The following is a 15,533-nucleotide window of genomic DNA, read 5'->3' on the forward strand; positions in this document are numbered from 1 at the left end:
TTGATCATCTTCACGACTTGCAGCTTGAAGCTGTCGTCGAATGCCCTGCGTTTTTTAGTCATGAATAACTCCTCGATAGATGTATTTTCCACCTATCGGGGTGTCCGGGGAAATTAGACCACTGCACTGAAAGACCGAGTCGATTATGGATTCGGGAAAGCAAGTTCAGGTCGGTGCAACTCGGGAGCATCCCCCAATCAGTCCCCTCTCCCTCTGGGAGAGGGTTAGGGTGAGGGGCTCTTGCCTTTAGAGGTCGCCAAGCCCATCGATCAACGCCTGATTCTGCTCCGGCGTGCCAATCGAAATCCGCAGGAACTGCGCAATCCGCTCCTGCTTGAAGTGCCGCACAATCACGCCCTGCTCACGCAGCTTGGCCGCCAGCCCCGCCGCATCATGCTGCGGATGCCGGGCAAAAATGAAGTTAGCCGCCGACGGCAGCACTTCAAAACCCTTGGCCTGCAACTGCGCAATCACCCACTCTCGGCTCTCGATGACCAGACGGCAGGTCTTGTCGAAGTGCTCACGATCTTCAAACGCCGCTGCCGCCCCGACAATCGCCAGACGATCCAACGGATAGGAGTTGAAGCTGTTCTTGATCCGCTCCAGCGCCTCGATGAGATCGGGATGGCCGACCGCAAAACCAACGCGCAAACCAGCCAGCGAACGCGACTTGGACAGGGTCTGCGTCACCAGCAGGTTCGGATAATGGTCCACCAGACTGATCGCCGTCTCGCCGCCGAAGTCGATGTACGCCTCATCCACAACCACTACCGAATCCGGGCTGGCCTTGAGGATCTGCTCGACCGCATCCAGCGCGAGCAGGCAACCGGTTGGCGCATTCGGATTCGGGAAAATGATTCCGCCATTCGGTTTGGCATAGTCCGCCGGATCGATCTGGAACTGCGCGTCCAGCGGCACAGCATCAAACTCGATGCCATACAGACCGCAGTAAACCGGATAGAAGCTGTAACTGATGTCCGGGAACAACAGCGGCTTATCGTGTTGCAGCAATCCGTGGAAAATGTGCGCGAGCACTTCGTCCGAACCGTTGCCAAGGAACACCTGATTGCTCTGCACGCCGTAATACTGGGCGACAGCAGTTTTCAGCAGATCACTGTTCGGGTCCGGGTACAGACGCAGGTTGTCGTTGAGTTCGACCTGCATCGCCGCCAAGGCTTTTGGCGATGGGCCGTACGGATTTTCGTTGGTGTTGAGCTTGACCAGTTTAGTCAGCTTCGGTTGTTCGCCCGGTACGTACGGCACCAGATCCTTGACGAACGGGCTCCAGAATTTACTCATCGCTCAGTTCCCCTGCCCTTGTAGAAAGTCTTCGTCTTTGATGCGGTATTCAGCGCTGCGCGCGTGGGCGCTCAGCGACTCGCCACGGGCCAATACCGACGCCGTTTTACCCAGCTCGGAAGCACCGGCCTCGGAGCAAAAGATGATCGACGAACGCTTCTGGAAGTCGTACACGCCCAGCGGCGAGGAGAACCGCGCGGTGCCCGAGGTCGGGAGCACGTGGTTCGGGCCTGCACAGTAATCGCCCAGGGCTTCGGAGGTGTGACGGCCCATGAAGATCGCACCGGCGTGGCGGATCTGCGGCAGCCAGGCTTGCGGGTCAGCGACCGAAAGCTCCAAGTGCTCCGGTGCGATGCGGTTGGCGACTTCGATGGCTTGGGCCATGTCCTTCACGTGAATCAATGCACCACGGCCATTGATCGAGGTTTCGATGATGGTCGCGCGGTCCATGGTCGGCAGCAGTTTGTTGATGCTGGCGGCGACCTTGTCGAGGAACTCGGCATCCGGGCTGACCAGAATCGCCTGGGCGTCTTCGTCGTGCTCGGCTTGCGAGAACAAGTCCATGGCGATCCAGTCCGGATCGGTCTGGCCATCGCACACCACGAGGATTTCCGAAGGCCCGGCAATCATGTCGATGCCGACCTGACCGAACACGTGGCGCTTGGCAGTGGCGACATAGATGTTGCCCGGGCCAACAACCTTGTCGACCTGCGGCACGCTTTCTGTGCCATAGGCCAACGCAGCAACGGCTTGCGCACCACCGATGGTGAACACCCGGTCGACGCCAGCGATGCATGCGGCCGCCAGCACCAGCTCATTGATTTCACCGCGCGGGGTCGGTACGACCATGACCACTTCGGTCACGCCGGCGACCTTGGCCGGAATCGCGTTCATCAGCACCGACGACGGGTACGACGCCTTGCCACCCGGCACATACAGGCCTGCGCGATCCAGCGGCGTGACCTTCTGGCCCAGCACGGTGCCGTCAGCTTCGGTGTAGCTCCAGGAATCCTGCTTCTGTTTTTCGTGATAGCTGCGCACACGGGCCGCGGCTTTTTCCAGGGCTTCGCGCTGGGGCACGGTGATGCGGGTCAAAGCCAGTTCCAGACGCTCACGCGGCAGGATCAGGTCAGCCATCGAAGCGACTTCAAGGCCATCGAACTTCTGGGTGAACTCGACCAGCGCCGCGTCACCGCGTTCGCGCACAGCCTTGATGATGTCCAGCACGCGCTGATTGACCGAGTCGTCAGACACACTTTCCCAGCTCAGCAGATGATCCAGATGATGCGCGAAATCCGGGTCAGCAGCGTTGAGTCGGCGAATTGCAGTCGGTGCGGTCATAGCGAGAGCCTCATAGGAATGGCAAAAACTCAGGCGCCCTAACTTAGCAGTCGTTTCCGCTTGGGCACCTGAGATTCTGGCTATGAGGCGGATAGACGGGCGCGACTTAACGTCGCGCAGGTGAATCAGCCGCGGTGTCGCGATTCCACTGCGTTGCGCAGGGTATCGATCAACGCCTGGATTCGGGCGTGTTGCATTTTCATCGAAGCCTTGTTGACCACCAGGCGCGAGCTGATCGTGGCGATCAGTTCCTGAGGTTCCAAGCCGTTGGCGCGCAGGGTGTTGCCGGTGTCGACCACGTCGATGATCTTGTCAGCGAGACCGATCAGTGGCGCCAGCTCCATCGAGCCGTACAGCTTGATGATGTCGACCTGACGGCCCTGCTCGGCGTAGTAACGCTTGGCCACATTGACGAATTTGGTCGCCACGCGCAGACGGCCTTTTGGCTCCGGCGCGCCGATCTTGCCGGCGGTCATCAGCTTGCACTGGGCGATCTGCAGATCCAGTGGCTCGTAGAGGCCCTGGCCGGTGTATTCCATCAACACGTCTTTGCCGGCAACGCCAAGGTCGGCCGCGCCATGCTCGACATAGGTCGGCACATCGGTGGCGCGCACGATCAGCAGACGAACGTCGTCCTGGGTCGTGGGAATGATCAGCTTGCGGCTCTTGTCCGGATTCTCGGTCGGCACGATGCCCGCTTCGGCAAGAAGCGGCAGGGTGTCGTCAAGGATGCGGCCCTTGGACAGTGCGATGGTCAACATGGGAAACGTCAGTCCTTATCAAGGTACTCATGTCCGGTCGCAATCGGCGCCGGACACACATCGAGCCGGAAACCGGCTCGACTCTTAAAATCAGTGGACACGTCCCTGTGTCCCAATGCAGCAATCAGCCCGGAACGCGACGGATCTTGGCGCCCAGCATCTGCAGTTTTTCTTCGATGCACTCGTAACCACGGTCGATGTGGTAGATGCGGTCGATCAAAGTATCGCCTTCGGCAACCAGTGCCGAGATTACCAAGCTGGCCGAAGCACGCAGGTCGGTCGCCATCACTGGCGCGCCTTTCAGAACTTCAGTACCGGTGACGATAGCGGTGTTGCCTTCAACCTGGATCTTTGCGCCCATGCGGTGCAGTTCGTACACGTGCATGAAACGGTTTTCGAAGATCGTCTCGATCACGGCACCGGTGCCTTCGGCAATGGCGTTGAGCGAGATGAACTGCGCTTGCATGTCAGTCGGGAACGCCGGGTACGGCGCGGTGCGCACGTTGACGGCTTTCGGACGCTTGCCGTGCATGTTCAGCTCGATCCAGTCTTCACCGCAGGTGATTTCTGCGCCGGCTTCACGGAGTTTTTCCAGAACGGCTTCGAGGATGGTCGGATCAGTGTCCTTGACCTTGACGCGACCGCCGGTCACTGCAGCGGCAACGAGGTAGGTGCCGGTTTCGATACGGTCAGGCATGACCTTATAGAAAGCCGAACCCAGACGCTCAACGCCATCAATAGTGATGGTGTCAGTACCAGCGCCGGACACCTTGGCGCCCATGGCGTTGAGGAAGTTCGCCAGGTCAACCACTTCTGGTTCACGGGCGGCGTTCTGCAACACGCTGCGGCCCTTGGCCAGAGCAGCGGCCATCATGATGTTCTCGGTACCGGTCACACTGACGGTATCGAAGAAGAAGTGTGCACCGCGCAGGCCACCTTCAGGCGCCTTGGCCTTGATGTAGCCGCCTTCGACGTCGATCACCGCGCCCATGGCTTCGAGGCCACGGATGTGCAGGTCGACCGGACGCGAACCGATGGCGCAACCGCCAGGCAGTGCGACTTCGGCTTCACCGAAACGGGCAACCATCGGGCCCAGTACCAGGATCGACGCACGCATGGTTTTCACCAGTTCGTACGGGGCGATCAGAGTCTTGATGGTGCGCGGGTCGATTTCGACGCTGAGTTTTTCGTCGATCACCGGCTCGATGCCCATGCGACCGAACAGCTCGATCATGGTGGTGATGTCGTGCAGGTGCGGCAGGTTGCCAACGGTCACCGGGCCATCGCACAGCAGGGTGGCGGCCAGGATCGGCAGGGCGGAGTTTTTTGCGCCGGAAATGCGGATCTCGCCATCAAGACGAGCGCCACCGGTAATAATCAATTTATCCATAAGAATCTCGACGCCCTTAGGCTCAGGTGCGCTCGGCCCAGGCCGCGCTGCTGAAAAATTTCATAGTGACCGCATGGATGCTGCCATCGGTGATCCATGGGTTCAAATGGGCATAGACCTGCTGCTGACGCTTCACCGGGCTCAACGCCGCCAGTTCATCGCTAATCACGTTCAGCTGGAAATTGCAGCCTTCGCCCTCAACTTCTACCAACGTTCCGGGCAGCTTTCCTTCAAGGAAGCTCTTCACTTCTACGGCCTGCATGCTCAACCTCAATCGGCGCCCTGTGCGCACGGGTCGGACATCATACAAAAAAGCCCCGCGCCTGCGAACCCCGCATGGCAGGACTCTGACGGGGGGCTTCTTTATAGATGTGGGTTCAGGGGTGCGCCAACAGTTCGGTCAGTTCACTGACCTGAGCAATTTCGCGCATGTCTTCGGGCATCGCACGGATGCTGACAGCCTTGCCGGCCGCATTCGCATCGCGCATGAAGCACAGCAGCAACGATAAACCGACGCTGCTGGACTTCTTCACCGCCGAACAATCGATCACCAGCGAAGAGGCCTTGCTGGACTTGATCAGCGCCTGGCCTTGCTTGCGCAGGTCAGCGCCGGTGCGATAGTCCAGCACTCCGCTGAGCAGTAGCTCGTCGACATCACTCATACGAACTGCGGCCTCATTCATTTCGCGGGGTTCTTTTCGGTGGCTTCTTTGGCCTTGGCCACTTCACCGGCCCAACCATTGATGGTCTTGTCCAGATCGTTGCCATTGCGCTGCATTGCGTCGGCGAACTGGTCACGGAACAGTTTGCCGATGTTGATGCCGTTGATGATCACGTTGCGCAGTTTCCACTCGCCGTCGATTTTCTCCAACGTGTACTGCACAGGATAGATTGCACCGCTGCTGCCCTTGACGGTCATGTTGACGCTGGTGCGATCGCCCGATTCGTCCTTGGCAGGGTCAACGGTGATGCCCTGGTTGTTGTACTCAAGCAAAGCGTTGCCGTAGAACTGGAACAGGCCTTTCTTGAAGTTTTCTTCGAAGGTCTTCATCTGCGCCGGCGTGGCCTTGCGCGAGTACTTGACCGTCATGATGCTCTTGGAAATGCCTTCGGCGTCCACCACTGGCCCGACGATACTGTTGAGCGCCGCGTAGAAATCCGTCGGATCCTGCTTGTATTTCTCTTTGTTGGCAGCCAGGTCGGCCAGCAACCGGGTGGTCGTGTCCTGCACCAGTTCATGCGCGGATTGCCCAGGCGCAGCGTTAGCCATCAGTGGCAATGCCGCGAGCAACACCAACAGGCCACGTCGCAAGGTAGAAATCATTCAAAAGCTCCTCATTTGGCGTCTTTGCTAACGGTATTGAGCAGGAATTTACCGATCAGGTCTTCCAGTACCAGTGACGACTGCGTGTCATGGATGGTTCCACCATCCTTCAACGGTTTGTCTTCCCCGCCGACGCTGATACCGATGTACTTCTCGCCCAGCAGACCAGCGGTCAGGATAGACGCTGTGGAGTCGGTCGGCAGGTTGTCGACCTTTTTATCCACTTGCAGGGTGACCCGACCGGTGAAGCTGTCGCGATCCAGATCGATCGCCGTGACCTTGCCGATGGTCACACCGGCCATGGTCACTTTGGCTCTGACCGTCAAACCGGCGATATTGTCAAAGTAGGCATAAAGTTTATACGTGTCAGTGGTCGACGTCGGAGACAGACCACTGACCCGCAAAGCAAGCAGCAACAAAGCCAGGATCCCTGCCAGCAGGAACAGGCCGACACCGATTTCCAGGGTGCGGTTTTGCATCAGAAATCTCCAAACATCAAAGCGGTCAGAATAAAGTCCAGGCCGAGCACTGCCAGCGAGGCAAACACCACGGTCTTGGTGGTAGCACGACTGATGCCCTCGGAAGTGGGCTCACAGTCATAGCCTTGGAATACGGCAATCCAGGTCACTACAAAGGCGAAAACAATACTTTTGATCACGCCATTGAGCACATCACTGGTGAAATTCACGCTGTTCTGCATGTTCGCCCAATAAGAGCCTTCATACACACCCAGCCAGTCGACAGCCACCCACGAGCCACCCCAGATGCCTACCACGCTGAAAATCATCGCCAGCACTGGCAGGGAAATGAAGCCGGCCCACAGCCGCGGGGCAATGATGTACTTGAGCGGATCGACACCGATCATTTCCAGGCTGGACAGCTGTTCGGTGGACTTCATGTTGCCGATCTCGGCGGTCAGTGCCGAACCGGCACGACCGGCGAACAACAGCGCCGTCACCACCGGGCCGAGTTCACGCAGCAGGGTCAGCGCAACCATCTGCCCCACCGCCTGCTCCGAACCGTAACTCGACAGAATGCTGAAACCCTGCAGCGCCAGCACCATGCCGATGAAGATCCCGGAAACAACAATGATCACCAGCGACATTACGCCGACCGAATGCAGTTGCTTGACCAGCAAGCCGAAGCCACCACTGATGCCACCGCGCCCCAACAATGCGTGAAACAGAAACAGCGTCGCACGACCGAACACCGCGACGGCATCGATCGCCGCCTCGCCGAACCGGCGTACGCGTTCTATTAATGAAATTCTGCGCATCAGCGCTTCCCCAGAAGATCTGCGCGGTAATCCGTCGCTGGAAAATGGTACGGCACCGGGCCATCGGGATCGCCGGTCATGAACTGACGGATACGCGGCTCGTCCGAGTTCATCAACTCGTCCGGCGTACCCTGCCCCAGCACCTGACCATCACCGACGACATAGATGTAGTCGGCAATGCTCGCGGTTTCGGCCAGATCGTGGGACACCACGATACTGGTGATCCCCAGTGCATCGTTGAGCAGGCGGATCAGGCGGACCAGCACGCCCATGGCGATAGGGTCCTGCCCGACGAACGGTTCGTCATACATGAGGATCTGCGGATCGAGCGCAATCGCTCGCGCCAGTGCGACGCGGCGCTTCATGCCACCGGACAGTTCGTCCGGCATCAACTCGATGGCACCGCGCAGACCGACCGCCTGCAATTTGAGCAGGACGATGTCGCGGATCATTTCTTCCGGCAAATCGGTATGAACACGCAGGGGGAAAGCCACGTTCTCGAAAACATCGAGATCGGTGAACAGTGCGCCGCTTTGAAACAGCACACCCATGTGCTTTCGCGCATCGAACAGATCGCTGCGCGAAAGCGCAGGCAGGTTCTGGCCGTTGACCCAGACTTCGCCGCTGGCAGGGCGCAGTTGTGCCCCCATCAATCGCAGCAGCGTGGTCTTGCCACACCCGGAAGGTCCCATGATGCCGGTGACCTTGCCGCGCGGGATGCGAATATCGACGTTATTGAAAATGCTGCGCGCACCGCGCTTGAAGGAGACTCCCTTCAGCTCGACCGCGTAGGCGTTATCGGCACTCATCTAAACTCCTTGCGATGCAGCCTCTCACTCGGACGCCTGTCTTTACTTAAAAAGTACGTACATCCCGGGCAGGCCGAACTGGCGGCGAACTATATCACTGCAAAGGCTACGCGCCCAAGGCTTGTACCAGCCTGTGTTCGGCGATATGACAGGTGCGCAGGCTCTTTTCCCGGGTTTTGGTAACGAGTAATGACAAAGCACGACGAACTTGCGTGAGGCTTTGCAACATAACCGCTATAATCGCCGCCTTTTCATCGGGCTATACGATTTCTGACATGAGCCAATCCAGCGACCTGATTCAATCGGCACAACGCACCATCCAACTCGAAGTGGAAGCCGTACAAGGCTTGTTGCCCCATATCGACGCCGATTTCGTACGCGCTTGCGAGATGATTCTGGCCAGTAAAGGCCGTGTAGTCGTGGTTGGCATGGGCAAGTCCGGGCACATCGGCAACAAGATTGCAGCCACCCTGGCCAGCACCGGCACCCCGGCCTTTTTTGTCCACCCGGCCGAAGCCAGTCATGGCGACATGGGCATGATCACTCGTGACGATGTGATTCTGGCCCTGTCGAACTCCGGCTCGACCAATGAAATCGTAACCCTGCTGCCGTTGATCAAACGTCTGGGCATCCAGCTGATCAGCGTCACCGGCAACCCGCAATCGCCGCTGGCCAAGGCTGCCGAGGTCAATCTCAATGTTCATGTCGAGCATGAAGCCTGCCCGCTGAACCTGGCACCGACCTCGTCGACGACCGCAGCACTGGTCATGGGCGATGCGCTGGCCGTGGCACTGCTGGAAGCACGCGGCTTCACCGCCGAAGATTTCGCTTTCTCGCACCCGGGTGGCGCCCTCGGCCGTCGCCTGCTGCTGAAAGTGGAAAACGTCATGCACGCCGGACAAGAGTTGCCGCAAGTCCAACGCGGCACGCTGCTCAAGGACGCACTGATGGAAATGACCCGTAAAGGTCTGGGCATGACCGTCATCCTTGAAACCGACGGTAAACTCGCCGGGATCTTCACCGACGGCGACTTGCGCCGCACGCTGGATCGCAGCATCGACATTCGCAGCGCCACCATCGACCAGGTAATGACGGCCCACGGCAAGACTGCCCGCCCGGAAATGCTGGCCGCCGAAGCCCTGAAAATCATGGAAGATCACCGAATCAACGCATTGGTAGTCGTAGACGAGGAAGATCGCCCGGTCGGCGCCTTCAACCTCTCCGATCTGCTACGCGCAGGAGTCATGTAATGAGCAACGATCTGCTGCAACGCGGCAAAGCGATCAAACTGGCGGTTTTCGACGTCGACGGCGTCCTCACCGACGGTCGCCTGTACTTCCTTGAAGACGGCAGCGAGTTCAAGACCTTCAATACCCTCGATGGCCAAGGCATCAAAATGCTGATGAACGCCGGCGTGCAGACCGCTATCATCAGCGGTCGCAAGACACCCGTCGTTGAACGTCGAGCGAAAAACCTGGGGATTCCCCACCTGTTTCAGGGCCGTGAAGACAAACTGGTCGTGCTCGACGGCCTGCTTGCGCAACTGGGCCTAAGCTATGAAGAAGTCGCCTACCTCGGTGACGACCTGCCTGACCTGCCGGTGATCCGCCGGGTAGGCTTGGGCATGGCAGTGGCCAACGCTGCCGATTTCGTCCGCGAGCACGCCCATGGCGTTACCCGCGCCCGTGGTGGCGAAGGCGCCGCCCGCGAATTCTGCGAATTGATCCTGCGCGCCCAGGGCCGCCTCGATGCGGCCAACGCCGCGTACCTGTGAGCCAAACCATGTTCAGCAAAAAATTTCGTAACTTCCTGCTGTTCGGCTGCATCGCTGCGATTTTCGCAGCGGTCGGCTATTGGAATATCAGCCCGGAACGCTTTCTCGACAAACCACCGGTCACCTCGGTTGAAACGCCTATCGACTGGTATGCAACCAACACGCATACCCTGCAATACCTGCCGGATGGCAAGGTGCAGTATGAGATGACGTCCGAAAAAGCCGAGCACGTGAAGGCAACCGACGTCACGCTCGTGACCAAACCCGACCTGAACATGTATCGCGGAACAGAATTTCCGTGGCACGTGACCAGTGAGCGCGGTGAAGTGAACTCAGGCGGCACCGAAGTCGAATTGATCGACTCGGTACGCGTTGCGCGCACCGATGAAAAGAAGCGTGACATCCTGATCACGTCCACTCGCATGACCGTGTTCCCGCAGCAGGAATATGCGCAGACCGAGCAACCCGTTAGAATCGACGGCGCTGGCGGTGTATCGACTGGCGTTGGAATGAAAGCGTACCTGAAGGAAAGCAGGATACACCTGCTATCGAACGTAAGAGGACAGTATGAGGCTCGTTAAAACCCTCCCTATTTTGCTCAGTCTGGGCGCAGCACTGGGAAGCGTGAGCGCCTGGGCTCTGCCGAACGATCAGCAGCAACCTATCCGCATTCAGGCCGACGACGCCCAACTGGACGACAAGAACGGCATCGCCACCTATAAAGGTGATGTGATCATCACCCAAGGTTCGATGATCGTTAAAGGCAACACCGTCACCATGACTCGCGCGCCGAATGGAGATATCGACGTAGTGACCTCCGTGGGCAACCTGGCTTATTTCGAGCAGCTGCAAACCCAGGGCGACACCAAACCGGTTCAAGGCTACGGCGTGACGATTCAATACCATGCCCAGCAAAACCGCGTCGTGCTGATCGACAAGGCCAAGGTCGTCGACAAAGACGGCAACGTCACTCAGGGCGAGAAAATCGTCTACGACACCGTGAAGAAACTGGCCAGCGCTGGTCGCGCTACCGGCAGCAAGGTCACCGAAACGCGTCCGCGCATCGACATGGTGATCCAGCCGAAGAAGAAAACCGACGAGAAAACCCAGTAATGGCAACTCTGAAAGCTCAGCACCTGGCCAAGGCCTATAAAAGCCGCCAGGTCGTGCGTGACGTCAGCCTGTCGATCGACAGCGGCCAGATCGTCGGCCTTCTCGGCCCGAACGGTGCCGGCAAGACCACGTGTTTCTACATGATCGTCGGCCTGGTACAGGCCGATCAGGGTCGCGTGCTGATCGACGATCTGGACGTCAGCCACCAGCCGATGCACGGTCGCGCCAAGGCCGGTATCGGCTATCTGCCGCAAGAAGCGTCGATCTTCCGCAAACTGTCGGTGGCCGACAACATCATGGCCATCCTCGAGACCCGTCAGGAGCTCGACAAGGCCGGCCGTCGCAAGGAGCTGGAAAGCCTGCTGCAGGAATTCCACATCAGCCACATCCGCGACAACCTTGGCATGAGCCTGTCCGGTGGTGAACGTCGCCGGGTGGAAATCGCTCGCGCGCTGGCAACGGCACCGAAATTCATCCTGCTCGACGAACCGTTCGCCGGTGTCGATCCGATCTCGGTCGGCGACATCAAGCAGATCATCCACCACCTCAAGGCTAAGGGCATCGGTGTATTGATCACCGACCACAACGTCCGTGAGACGCTGGACATCTGCGAAACCGCTTACATCGTCAACGATGGTCAACTGATCGCCGAAGGCGATGCAGAAACCATCCTGGCCAACGATCTGGTCAAGGAAGTGTATCTGGGCCACGAGTTCCGCTTGTAAGCGTAACAGTGCCCGGTGCGCCGCCCGGGCGCTGTATCGATTCAAGCAGGAATTAATACGCTTTAATTGTTACAGCGCTCTAGGCAAACACTTCAGTTTCAGGCATATAATTTGCTTAAGTTTGGCGCCCCGGCGCCCTGTAGTGGATGGCGCATAGCGCCGGCGAATAAGGTGTTAAGCCCCTGCCATGAAACCATCGCTAGTCTTGAGAATGGGCCAGCAGCTGACGATGACACCGCAGCTGCAACAGGCCATCCGCCTGCTCCAATTGTCGACCCTGGATCTGCAACAGGAAATCCAGGAGGCGCTGGAATCCAATCCGATGCTCGAACGCCAGGAAGAAGGCGAAGACTTCGACAATTCCGACCCCATGGCCGACAACGCCGAACAGAAGCCCAACACCGAGATCCAGGAACCCTCGTATCAGGAAACCGCGCCCACGGTGGACAACCTGGAGGAAGGCGACTGGAGCGAGCGTATCCCCAACGAACTGCCGGTCGATACCGCCTGGGAAGACGTCTATCAGACCAGCGCCAGCAGCCTGCCCAGCAGCGATGACGACGAATGGGACTTCACCACCCGCACGTCCGCCGGCGAGAGCCTGCAAAGCCACCTGTTGTGGCAGCTGAACCTGGCACCGATGTCCGACACCGATCGCCTGATCGCCGTCACCCTGATCGATTGCATCAACAATCAGGGCTACCTGGACGAAACCCTCGAAGAAATCCTCGAGGCGTTCGATCCGGAACTCGACATCGAACTCGATGAAATCGAAGCCGTCCTGCACCGCATTCAGCAATTCGAACCCGCTGGTATTGGCGCGCGCAACCTTAGTGAATGCCTGCTGCTTCAATTGCGTCAGCTACCCGCCAAGACGCCTTGGCTGGCTGAAGCGAAACGTTTGGTCAGCGATTACATCGACCTGCTCGGCAGCCGCGATTACAGCCAGTTGATGCGCCGCATGAAGCTCAAGGAAGACGAGCTGCGCCAGGTCATCGAACTGGTGCAAAGCCTCAATCCGCGCCCTGGCTCGCAAATCGAATCCACTGAAGCCGAATACGTTGTCCCTGACGTCATCGTGCGCAAGGACAACGAGCGCTGGCTGGTCGAGCTGAATCAGGAATCGGTGCCGCGTCTGCGCGTCAACGCCCAGTACGCCGGTTTCGTCCGCCGTGCCGACACCAGCGCCGACAACACCTTCATGCGCAATCAGTTGCAGGAAGCCCGCTGGTTCATCAAGAGCCTGCAGAGCCGCAACGAAACCCTGATGAAAGTAGCCACCCAGATCGTCGAGCATCAGCGCGGCTTTCTGGAGTACGGCGACGAGGCCATGAAGCCGTTGGTTCTGCACGACATCGCTGAAGCGGTCGGCATGCACGAATCGACCATTTCCAGGGTGACAACGCAGAAATTCATGCATACCCCGCGCGGTATTTATGAACTGAAATACTTTTTCTCCAGCCACGTCAGCACCTCCGAAGGCGGCGAATGCTCGTCCACGGCGATCCGCGCGATCATCAAAAAACTGGTTGCCGCGGAAAATCAGAAAAAGCCGTTGAGTGACAGCAAGATCGCTGGTTTACTGGAGGCACAAGGCATTCAGGTGGCTCGCCGCACCGTCGCCAAGTACCGCGAATCCCTCGGGATCGCGCCTTCGAGCGAACGCAAGCGGTTGATGTAAGCCACGTTACAGCGTTCCAGTGGCAGGCTATCCAGCCTGCCGCTTTATGCACTGGCAACGAAGGAGAAGCTGTATGCAAGTCAACATCAGTGGACACCAACTGGAAGTGACCGAACCTCTGCGCACCTACATCAACGAAAAACTCGACCGATTAGAGCGCCATTTCGACAAGATCACCAACGTGCAAGTCACGATGTGCGTCGAAAAGCTGAAGCAGAAAATCGAAGCCACCTTGCATATTCCCGGCGGAGAAGTGGTTGCCAATGCCGAGCATGACGACATGTATGCCGCCATTGACCTACTGACCGACAAGCTGGATCGTCAACTCAAAAAGCATAAGGAAAAGACCCAGAGCCTCCTCCAGGGCGCGACCGGTCGATAACCCCCCATTCCATGATCCGACTTGAAAGTATCCTGACCCCCGGCCGTTCCCTTGTGAACGTGCCGGGCGGCAGTAAAAAGAAAGCCCTCGAACAAATTGCCAACCTGATCGCCCGCGAAGTGGCGGATCTGGAGATGCAAGATGTCTTCGAGGCGTTGATTGCCCGTGAAAAACTCGGCTCCACCGGTTTTGGCAACGGCATCGCCATTCCTCACTGCCGCCTCAAGGGTTGCACAGCACCGATCAGTGCGCTGATGCACCTTGATGCTCCGATTGATTTCGACGCCATTGACGGCGCACCGGTTGACCTGCTGTTTGTTTTGCTGGTCCCGGAGGCTGCCACCGATGCGCACCTGGAGCTGCTGCGCCAGATCGCCAGCATGCTCGATCGCAAGGAAGTGCGTGAAAAACTGCGCAGCGCTCCAAGCAATGAAGCGTTGTATCAGGTTGTCCTGGACGAGCAGAACGGGCACTAATCATGCGCTTGATCATCGTCAGTGGCCGTTCCGGCTCGGGTAAAAGTACGGCTCTGGATGTCCTTGAGGACAACGGCTATTACTGCATCGACAACCTGCCTGCAGGCTTGCTGCCGGAACTGGCCGAACGCGCGCTGATTCACACGGAACTGGCGCAGCCGCTGGTAGCCGTGTCCATCGATGCGCGCAACCTGCCGAGCCACCTGACACGCTTTCCAGAACTGCTTGAAGATGTCCGGGCCAAACACATCCAGTGCGACGTCCTGTATCTGGACGCCGACGAAGAAACCCTGCTCAAGCGTTTCTCCGAAACCCGCCGTCGTCACCCGCTGAGCAACGCCAACCGCTCACTGGCCGAGGCGATCCAGGATGAAACCGCCCTGCTCGGCCCGATCGCCGACCTCGCGGACCTGAAGATCAACACCACCAATCTGAACCTGTACCAATTGCGCGACTCCATCAAGCTGCGTCTGCTGAACCAGCCGGAGCCGGGGACCGCATTTCTGGTCGAGTCCTTCGGCTTCAAGCGCGGCATGCCGGTGGATGCGGATCTGGTGTTCGATGTGCGCTGCCTGCCCAATCCGTACTGGAAGCCGGAACTGCGCGCGCAATCGGGTCTCGATGCGCCGGTGGCTGAATACCTGGCGGCACAGCCGGAGGTCGAAGAAATGTTTCAGGACATCTTCACCTACCTGCACAAGTGGCTGCCGCGCTTCGCCGCGAGCAACCGCGCTTACGTCACCATTGCCATTGGCTGCACCGGCGGGCATCACCGCTCCGTCTACCTGACCGAACGTCTGGGTCAGGCCCTGCAGAAAACCCTGAAGAACGTCCAGGTTCGCCACCGCGACCTCACTTAAAGGATTCACACCGCGATGCCTGCTCTGGAAATCGAAATCATCAACAAGCTGGGCCTGCATGCCCGCGCATCGGCCAAGTTTGTCGGGGTGGCCGGGCAGTATCCGGATTGCACGATCAGAGTGGGCCGCGATAAAGACCACACGGTCGATGGCAAAAGCATCATGGCGATGATGATGCTAGCGGCTGGCAAGGGCACCAAGATCTATCTGAGTACCGAAGGTGAAAAGGATCAGGAGGCGCTGGATGCGCTGGTGGCGTTGATCAACAACTACTTCGACGAAGGCGGCTGACAGCCAAGGTCAAAAGATCGCAGCCTGCGGC

At 58.6% G+C, this 15,533-nt stretch carries 20 protein-coding genes; 10 read left to right on the forward strand and 10 right to left on the reverse strand.

The window, feature by feature from the left end; translation table 11 throughout:
* Positions 1 to 246: 246 nt before the first annotated feature.
* The 10 genes from hisC to AC0ZWN_RS23310 all read right to left on the reverse strand — a co-directional run bounded on the left by hisC (position 247) and on the right by AC0ZWN_RS23310 (position 8,200).
* On the reverse strand, positions 247 to 1,299 hold the full coding sequence (hisC, locus tag AC0ZWN_RS23265; protein ID WP_476336695.1) for a histidinol-phosphate transaminase: 1,053 nt from the start codon (positions 1,297 to 1,299) through the stop codon (positions 247 to 249).
* A gap of 3 nt (positions 1,300 to 1,302) precedes the next feature.
* Positions 1,303 to 2,640: a histidinol dehydrogenase gene (hisD, locus tag AC0ZWN_RS23270; protein WP_414926667.1), complete on the reverse strand. Its 1,338-nt coding sequence runs from the start codon at positions 2,638 to 2,640 to the stop codon at positions 1,303 to 1,305.
* 125 nt (positions 2,641 to 2,765) lie between these two features.
* Entirely contained in the window at positions 2,766 to 3,401 is a 636-nt protein-coding gene (gene hisG, locus AC0ZWN_RS23275) for an ATP phosphoribosyltransferase (RefSeq protein ID WP_007912384.1), read from the reverse strand.
* Between the two features lie 124 nt (positions 3,402 to 3,525).
* Positions 3,526 to 4,791, reverse strand: coding sequence for a UDP-N-acetylglucosamine 1-carboxyvinyltransferase (gene murA, locus AC0ZWN_RS23280; protein ID WP_007912385.1), 1,266 nt, complete (start codon positions 4,789 to 4,791; stop codon positions 3,526 to 3,528).
* A gap of 22 nt (positions 4,792 to 4,813) precedes the next feature.
* Positions 4,814 to 5,053: a BolA family protein gene (locus AC0ZWN_RS23285; RefSeq protein ID WP_008085051.1), complete on the reverse strand. Its 240-nt coding sequence runs from the start codon at positions 5,051 to 5,053 to the stop codon at positions 4,814 to 4,816.
* A gap of 115 nt (positions 5,054 to 5,168) precedes the next feature.
* Positions 5,169 to 5,474 (reverse strand): STAS domain-containing protein, encoded by a 306-nt coding sequence (locus AC0ZWN_RS23290; RefSeq protein ID WP_034154488.1) that lies wholly within the window; start codon positions 5,472 to 5,474, stop codon positions 5,169 to 5,171.
* Positions 5,471 to 6,115, reverse strand: coding sequence for an MlaC/ttg2D family ABC transporter substrate-binding protein (locus AC0ZWN_RS23295; protein ID WP_476336699.1), 645 nt, complete (start codon positions 6,113 to 6,115; stop codon positions 5,471 to 5,473). The genes AC0ZWN_RS23290 and AC0ZWN_RS23295 overlap by 4 nt, the downstream gene beginning before the upstream one ends.
* 11 nt (positions 6,116 to 6,126) lie before the next feature.
* Complete coding sequence (gene mlaD, locus AC0ZWN_RS23300) at positions 6,127 to 6,594, reverse strand: outer membrane lipid asymmetry maintenance protein MlaD (protein WP_007912400.1); 468 nt, start codon at positions 6,592 to 6,594, stop codon at positions 6,127 to 6,129.
* Positions 6,594 to 7,391 (reverse strand): lipid asymmetry maintenance ABC transporter permease subunit MlaE, encoded by a 798-nt coding sequence (gene mlaE / locus AC0ZWN_RS23305; protein ID WP_003221704.1) that lies wholly within the window; start codon positions 7,389 to 7,391, stop codon positions 6,594 to 6,596. Before mlaE ends, mlaD begins: the two co-directional genes overlap by 1 nt.
* Positions 7,391 to 8,200, reverse strand: a complete 810-nt coding sequence (locus AC0ZWN_RS23310; RefSeq protein WP_007912403.1) for an ATP-binding cassette domain-containing protein — start codon at positions 8,198 to 8,200, stop codon at positions 7,391 to 7,393. The genes mlaE and AC0ZWN_RS23310 overlap by 1 nt, the downstream gene beginning before the upstream one ends.
* 275 nt (positions 8,201 to 8,475) lie before the next feature.
* On the opposite strand from AC0ZWN_RS23310, the gene AC0ZWN_RS23315 reads away from it, so the two are divergent.
* The 10 genes from AC0ZWN_RS23315 (at position 8,476) to AC0ZWN_RS23360 (ending at position 15,502) form a co-directional block, all read left to right on the forward strand.
* On the forward strand, positions 8,476 to 9,450 hold the full coding sequence (locus tag AC0ZWN_RS23315; RefSeq protein ID WP_007912405.1) for a KpsF/GutQ family sugar-phosphate isomerase: 975 nt from the start codon (positions 8,476 to 8,478) through the stop codon (positions 9,448 to 9,450).
* On the forward strand, positions 9,450 to 9,974 hold the full coding sequence (locus AC0ZWN_RS23320) for a KdsC family phosphatase (protein ID WP_095049755.1): 525 nt from the start codon (positions 9,450 to 9,452) through the stop codon (positions 9,972 to 9,974). Before AC0ZWN_RS23315 ends, AC0ZWN_RS23320 begins: the two co-directional genes overlap by 1 nt.
* Positions 9,975 to 9,982: 8 nt before the next feature.
* On the forward strand, positions 9,983 to 10,555 hold the full coding sequence (gene lptC / locus AC0ZWN_RS23325) for an LPS export ABC transporter periplasmic protein LptC (protein ID WP_038357537.1): 573 nt from the start codon (positions 9,983 to 9,985) through the stop codon (positions 10,553 to 10,555).
* Positions 10,542 to 11,087, forward strand: coding sequence for a lipopolysaccharide transport periplasmic protein LptA (gene lptA, locus AC0ZWN_RS23330; RefSeq protein WP_016984154.1), 546 nt, complete (start codon positions 10,542 to 10,544; stop codon positions 11,085 to 11,087). Before lptC ends, lptA begins: the two co-directional genes overlap by 14 nt.
* Positions 11,087 to 11,812, forward strand: coding sequence for an LPS export ABC transporter ATP-binding protein (gene lptB / locus AC0ZWN_RS23335; protein WP_008085069.1), 726 nt, complete (start codon positions 11,087 to 11,089; stop codon positions 11,810 to 11,812). Before lptA ends, lptB begins: the two co-directional genes overlap by 1 nt.
* A 187-nt stretch (positions 11,813 to 11,999) precedes the next feature.
* Positions 12,000 to 13,493, forward strand: a complete 1,494-nt coding sequence (locus tag AC0ZWN_RS23340; RefSeq protein WP_093435977.1) for an RNA polymerase factor sigma-54 — start codon at positions 12,000 to 12,002, stop codon at positions 13,491 to 13,493.
* A gap of 73 nt (positions 13,494 to 13,566) precedes the next feature.
* The gene (hpf, locus tag AC0ZWN_RS23345; protein WP_093435973.1) at positions 13,567 to 13,875 is read left to right on the forward strand and encodes a ribosome hibernation-promoting factor, HPF/YfiA family; all 309 of its coding nucleotides are present in this window, start codon (positions 13,567 to 13,569) and stop codon (positions 13,873 to 13,875) included.
* 11 nt (positions 13,876 to 13,886) lie between these two features.
* Entirely contained in the window at positions 13,887 to 14,351 is a 465-nt protein-coding gene (gene ptsN / locus AC0ZWN_RS23350; RefSeq protein ID WP_095049754.1) for a PTS IIA-like nitrogen regulatory protein PtsN, read from the forward strand.
* 2 nt (positions 14,352 to 14,353) lie between these two features.
* A complete protein-coding gene (gene rapZ / locus AC0ZWN_RS23355) occupies positions 14,354 to 15,211 on the forward strand; it encodes an RNase adapter RapZ (RefSeq protein WP_038357533.1) in 858 nt (285 codons plus the stop codon).
* 15 nt (positions 15,212 to 15,226) lie between these two features.
* Entirely contained in the window at positions 15,227 to 15,502 is a 276-nt protein-coding gene (locus tag AC0ZWN_RS23360; protein WP_476336706.1) for an HPr family phosphocarrier protein, read from the forward strand.
* Positions 15,503 to 15,533 lie beyond the last annotated feature (31 nt).

It is taken from the genome of Pseudomonas sp. 3B-A001-10F, from assembly GCF_056313565.1.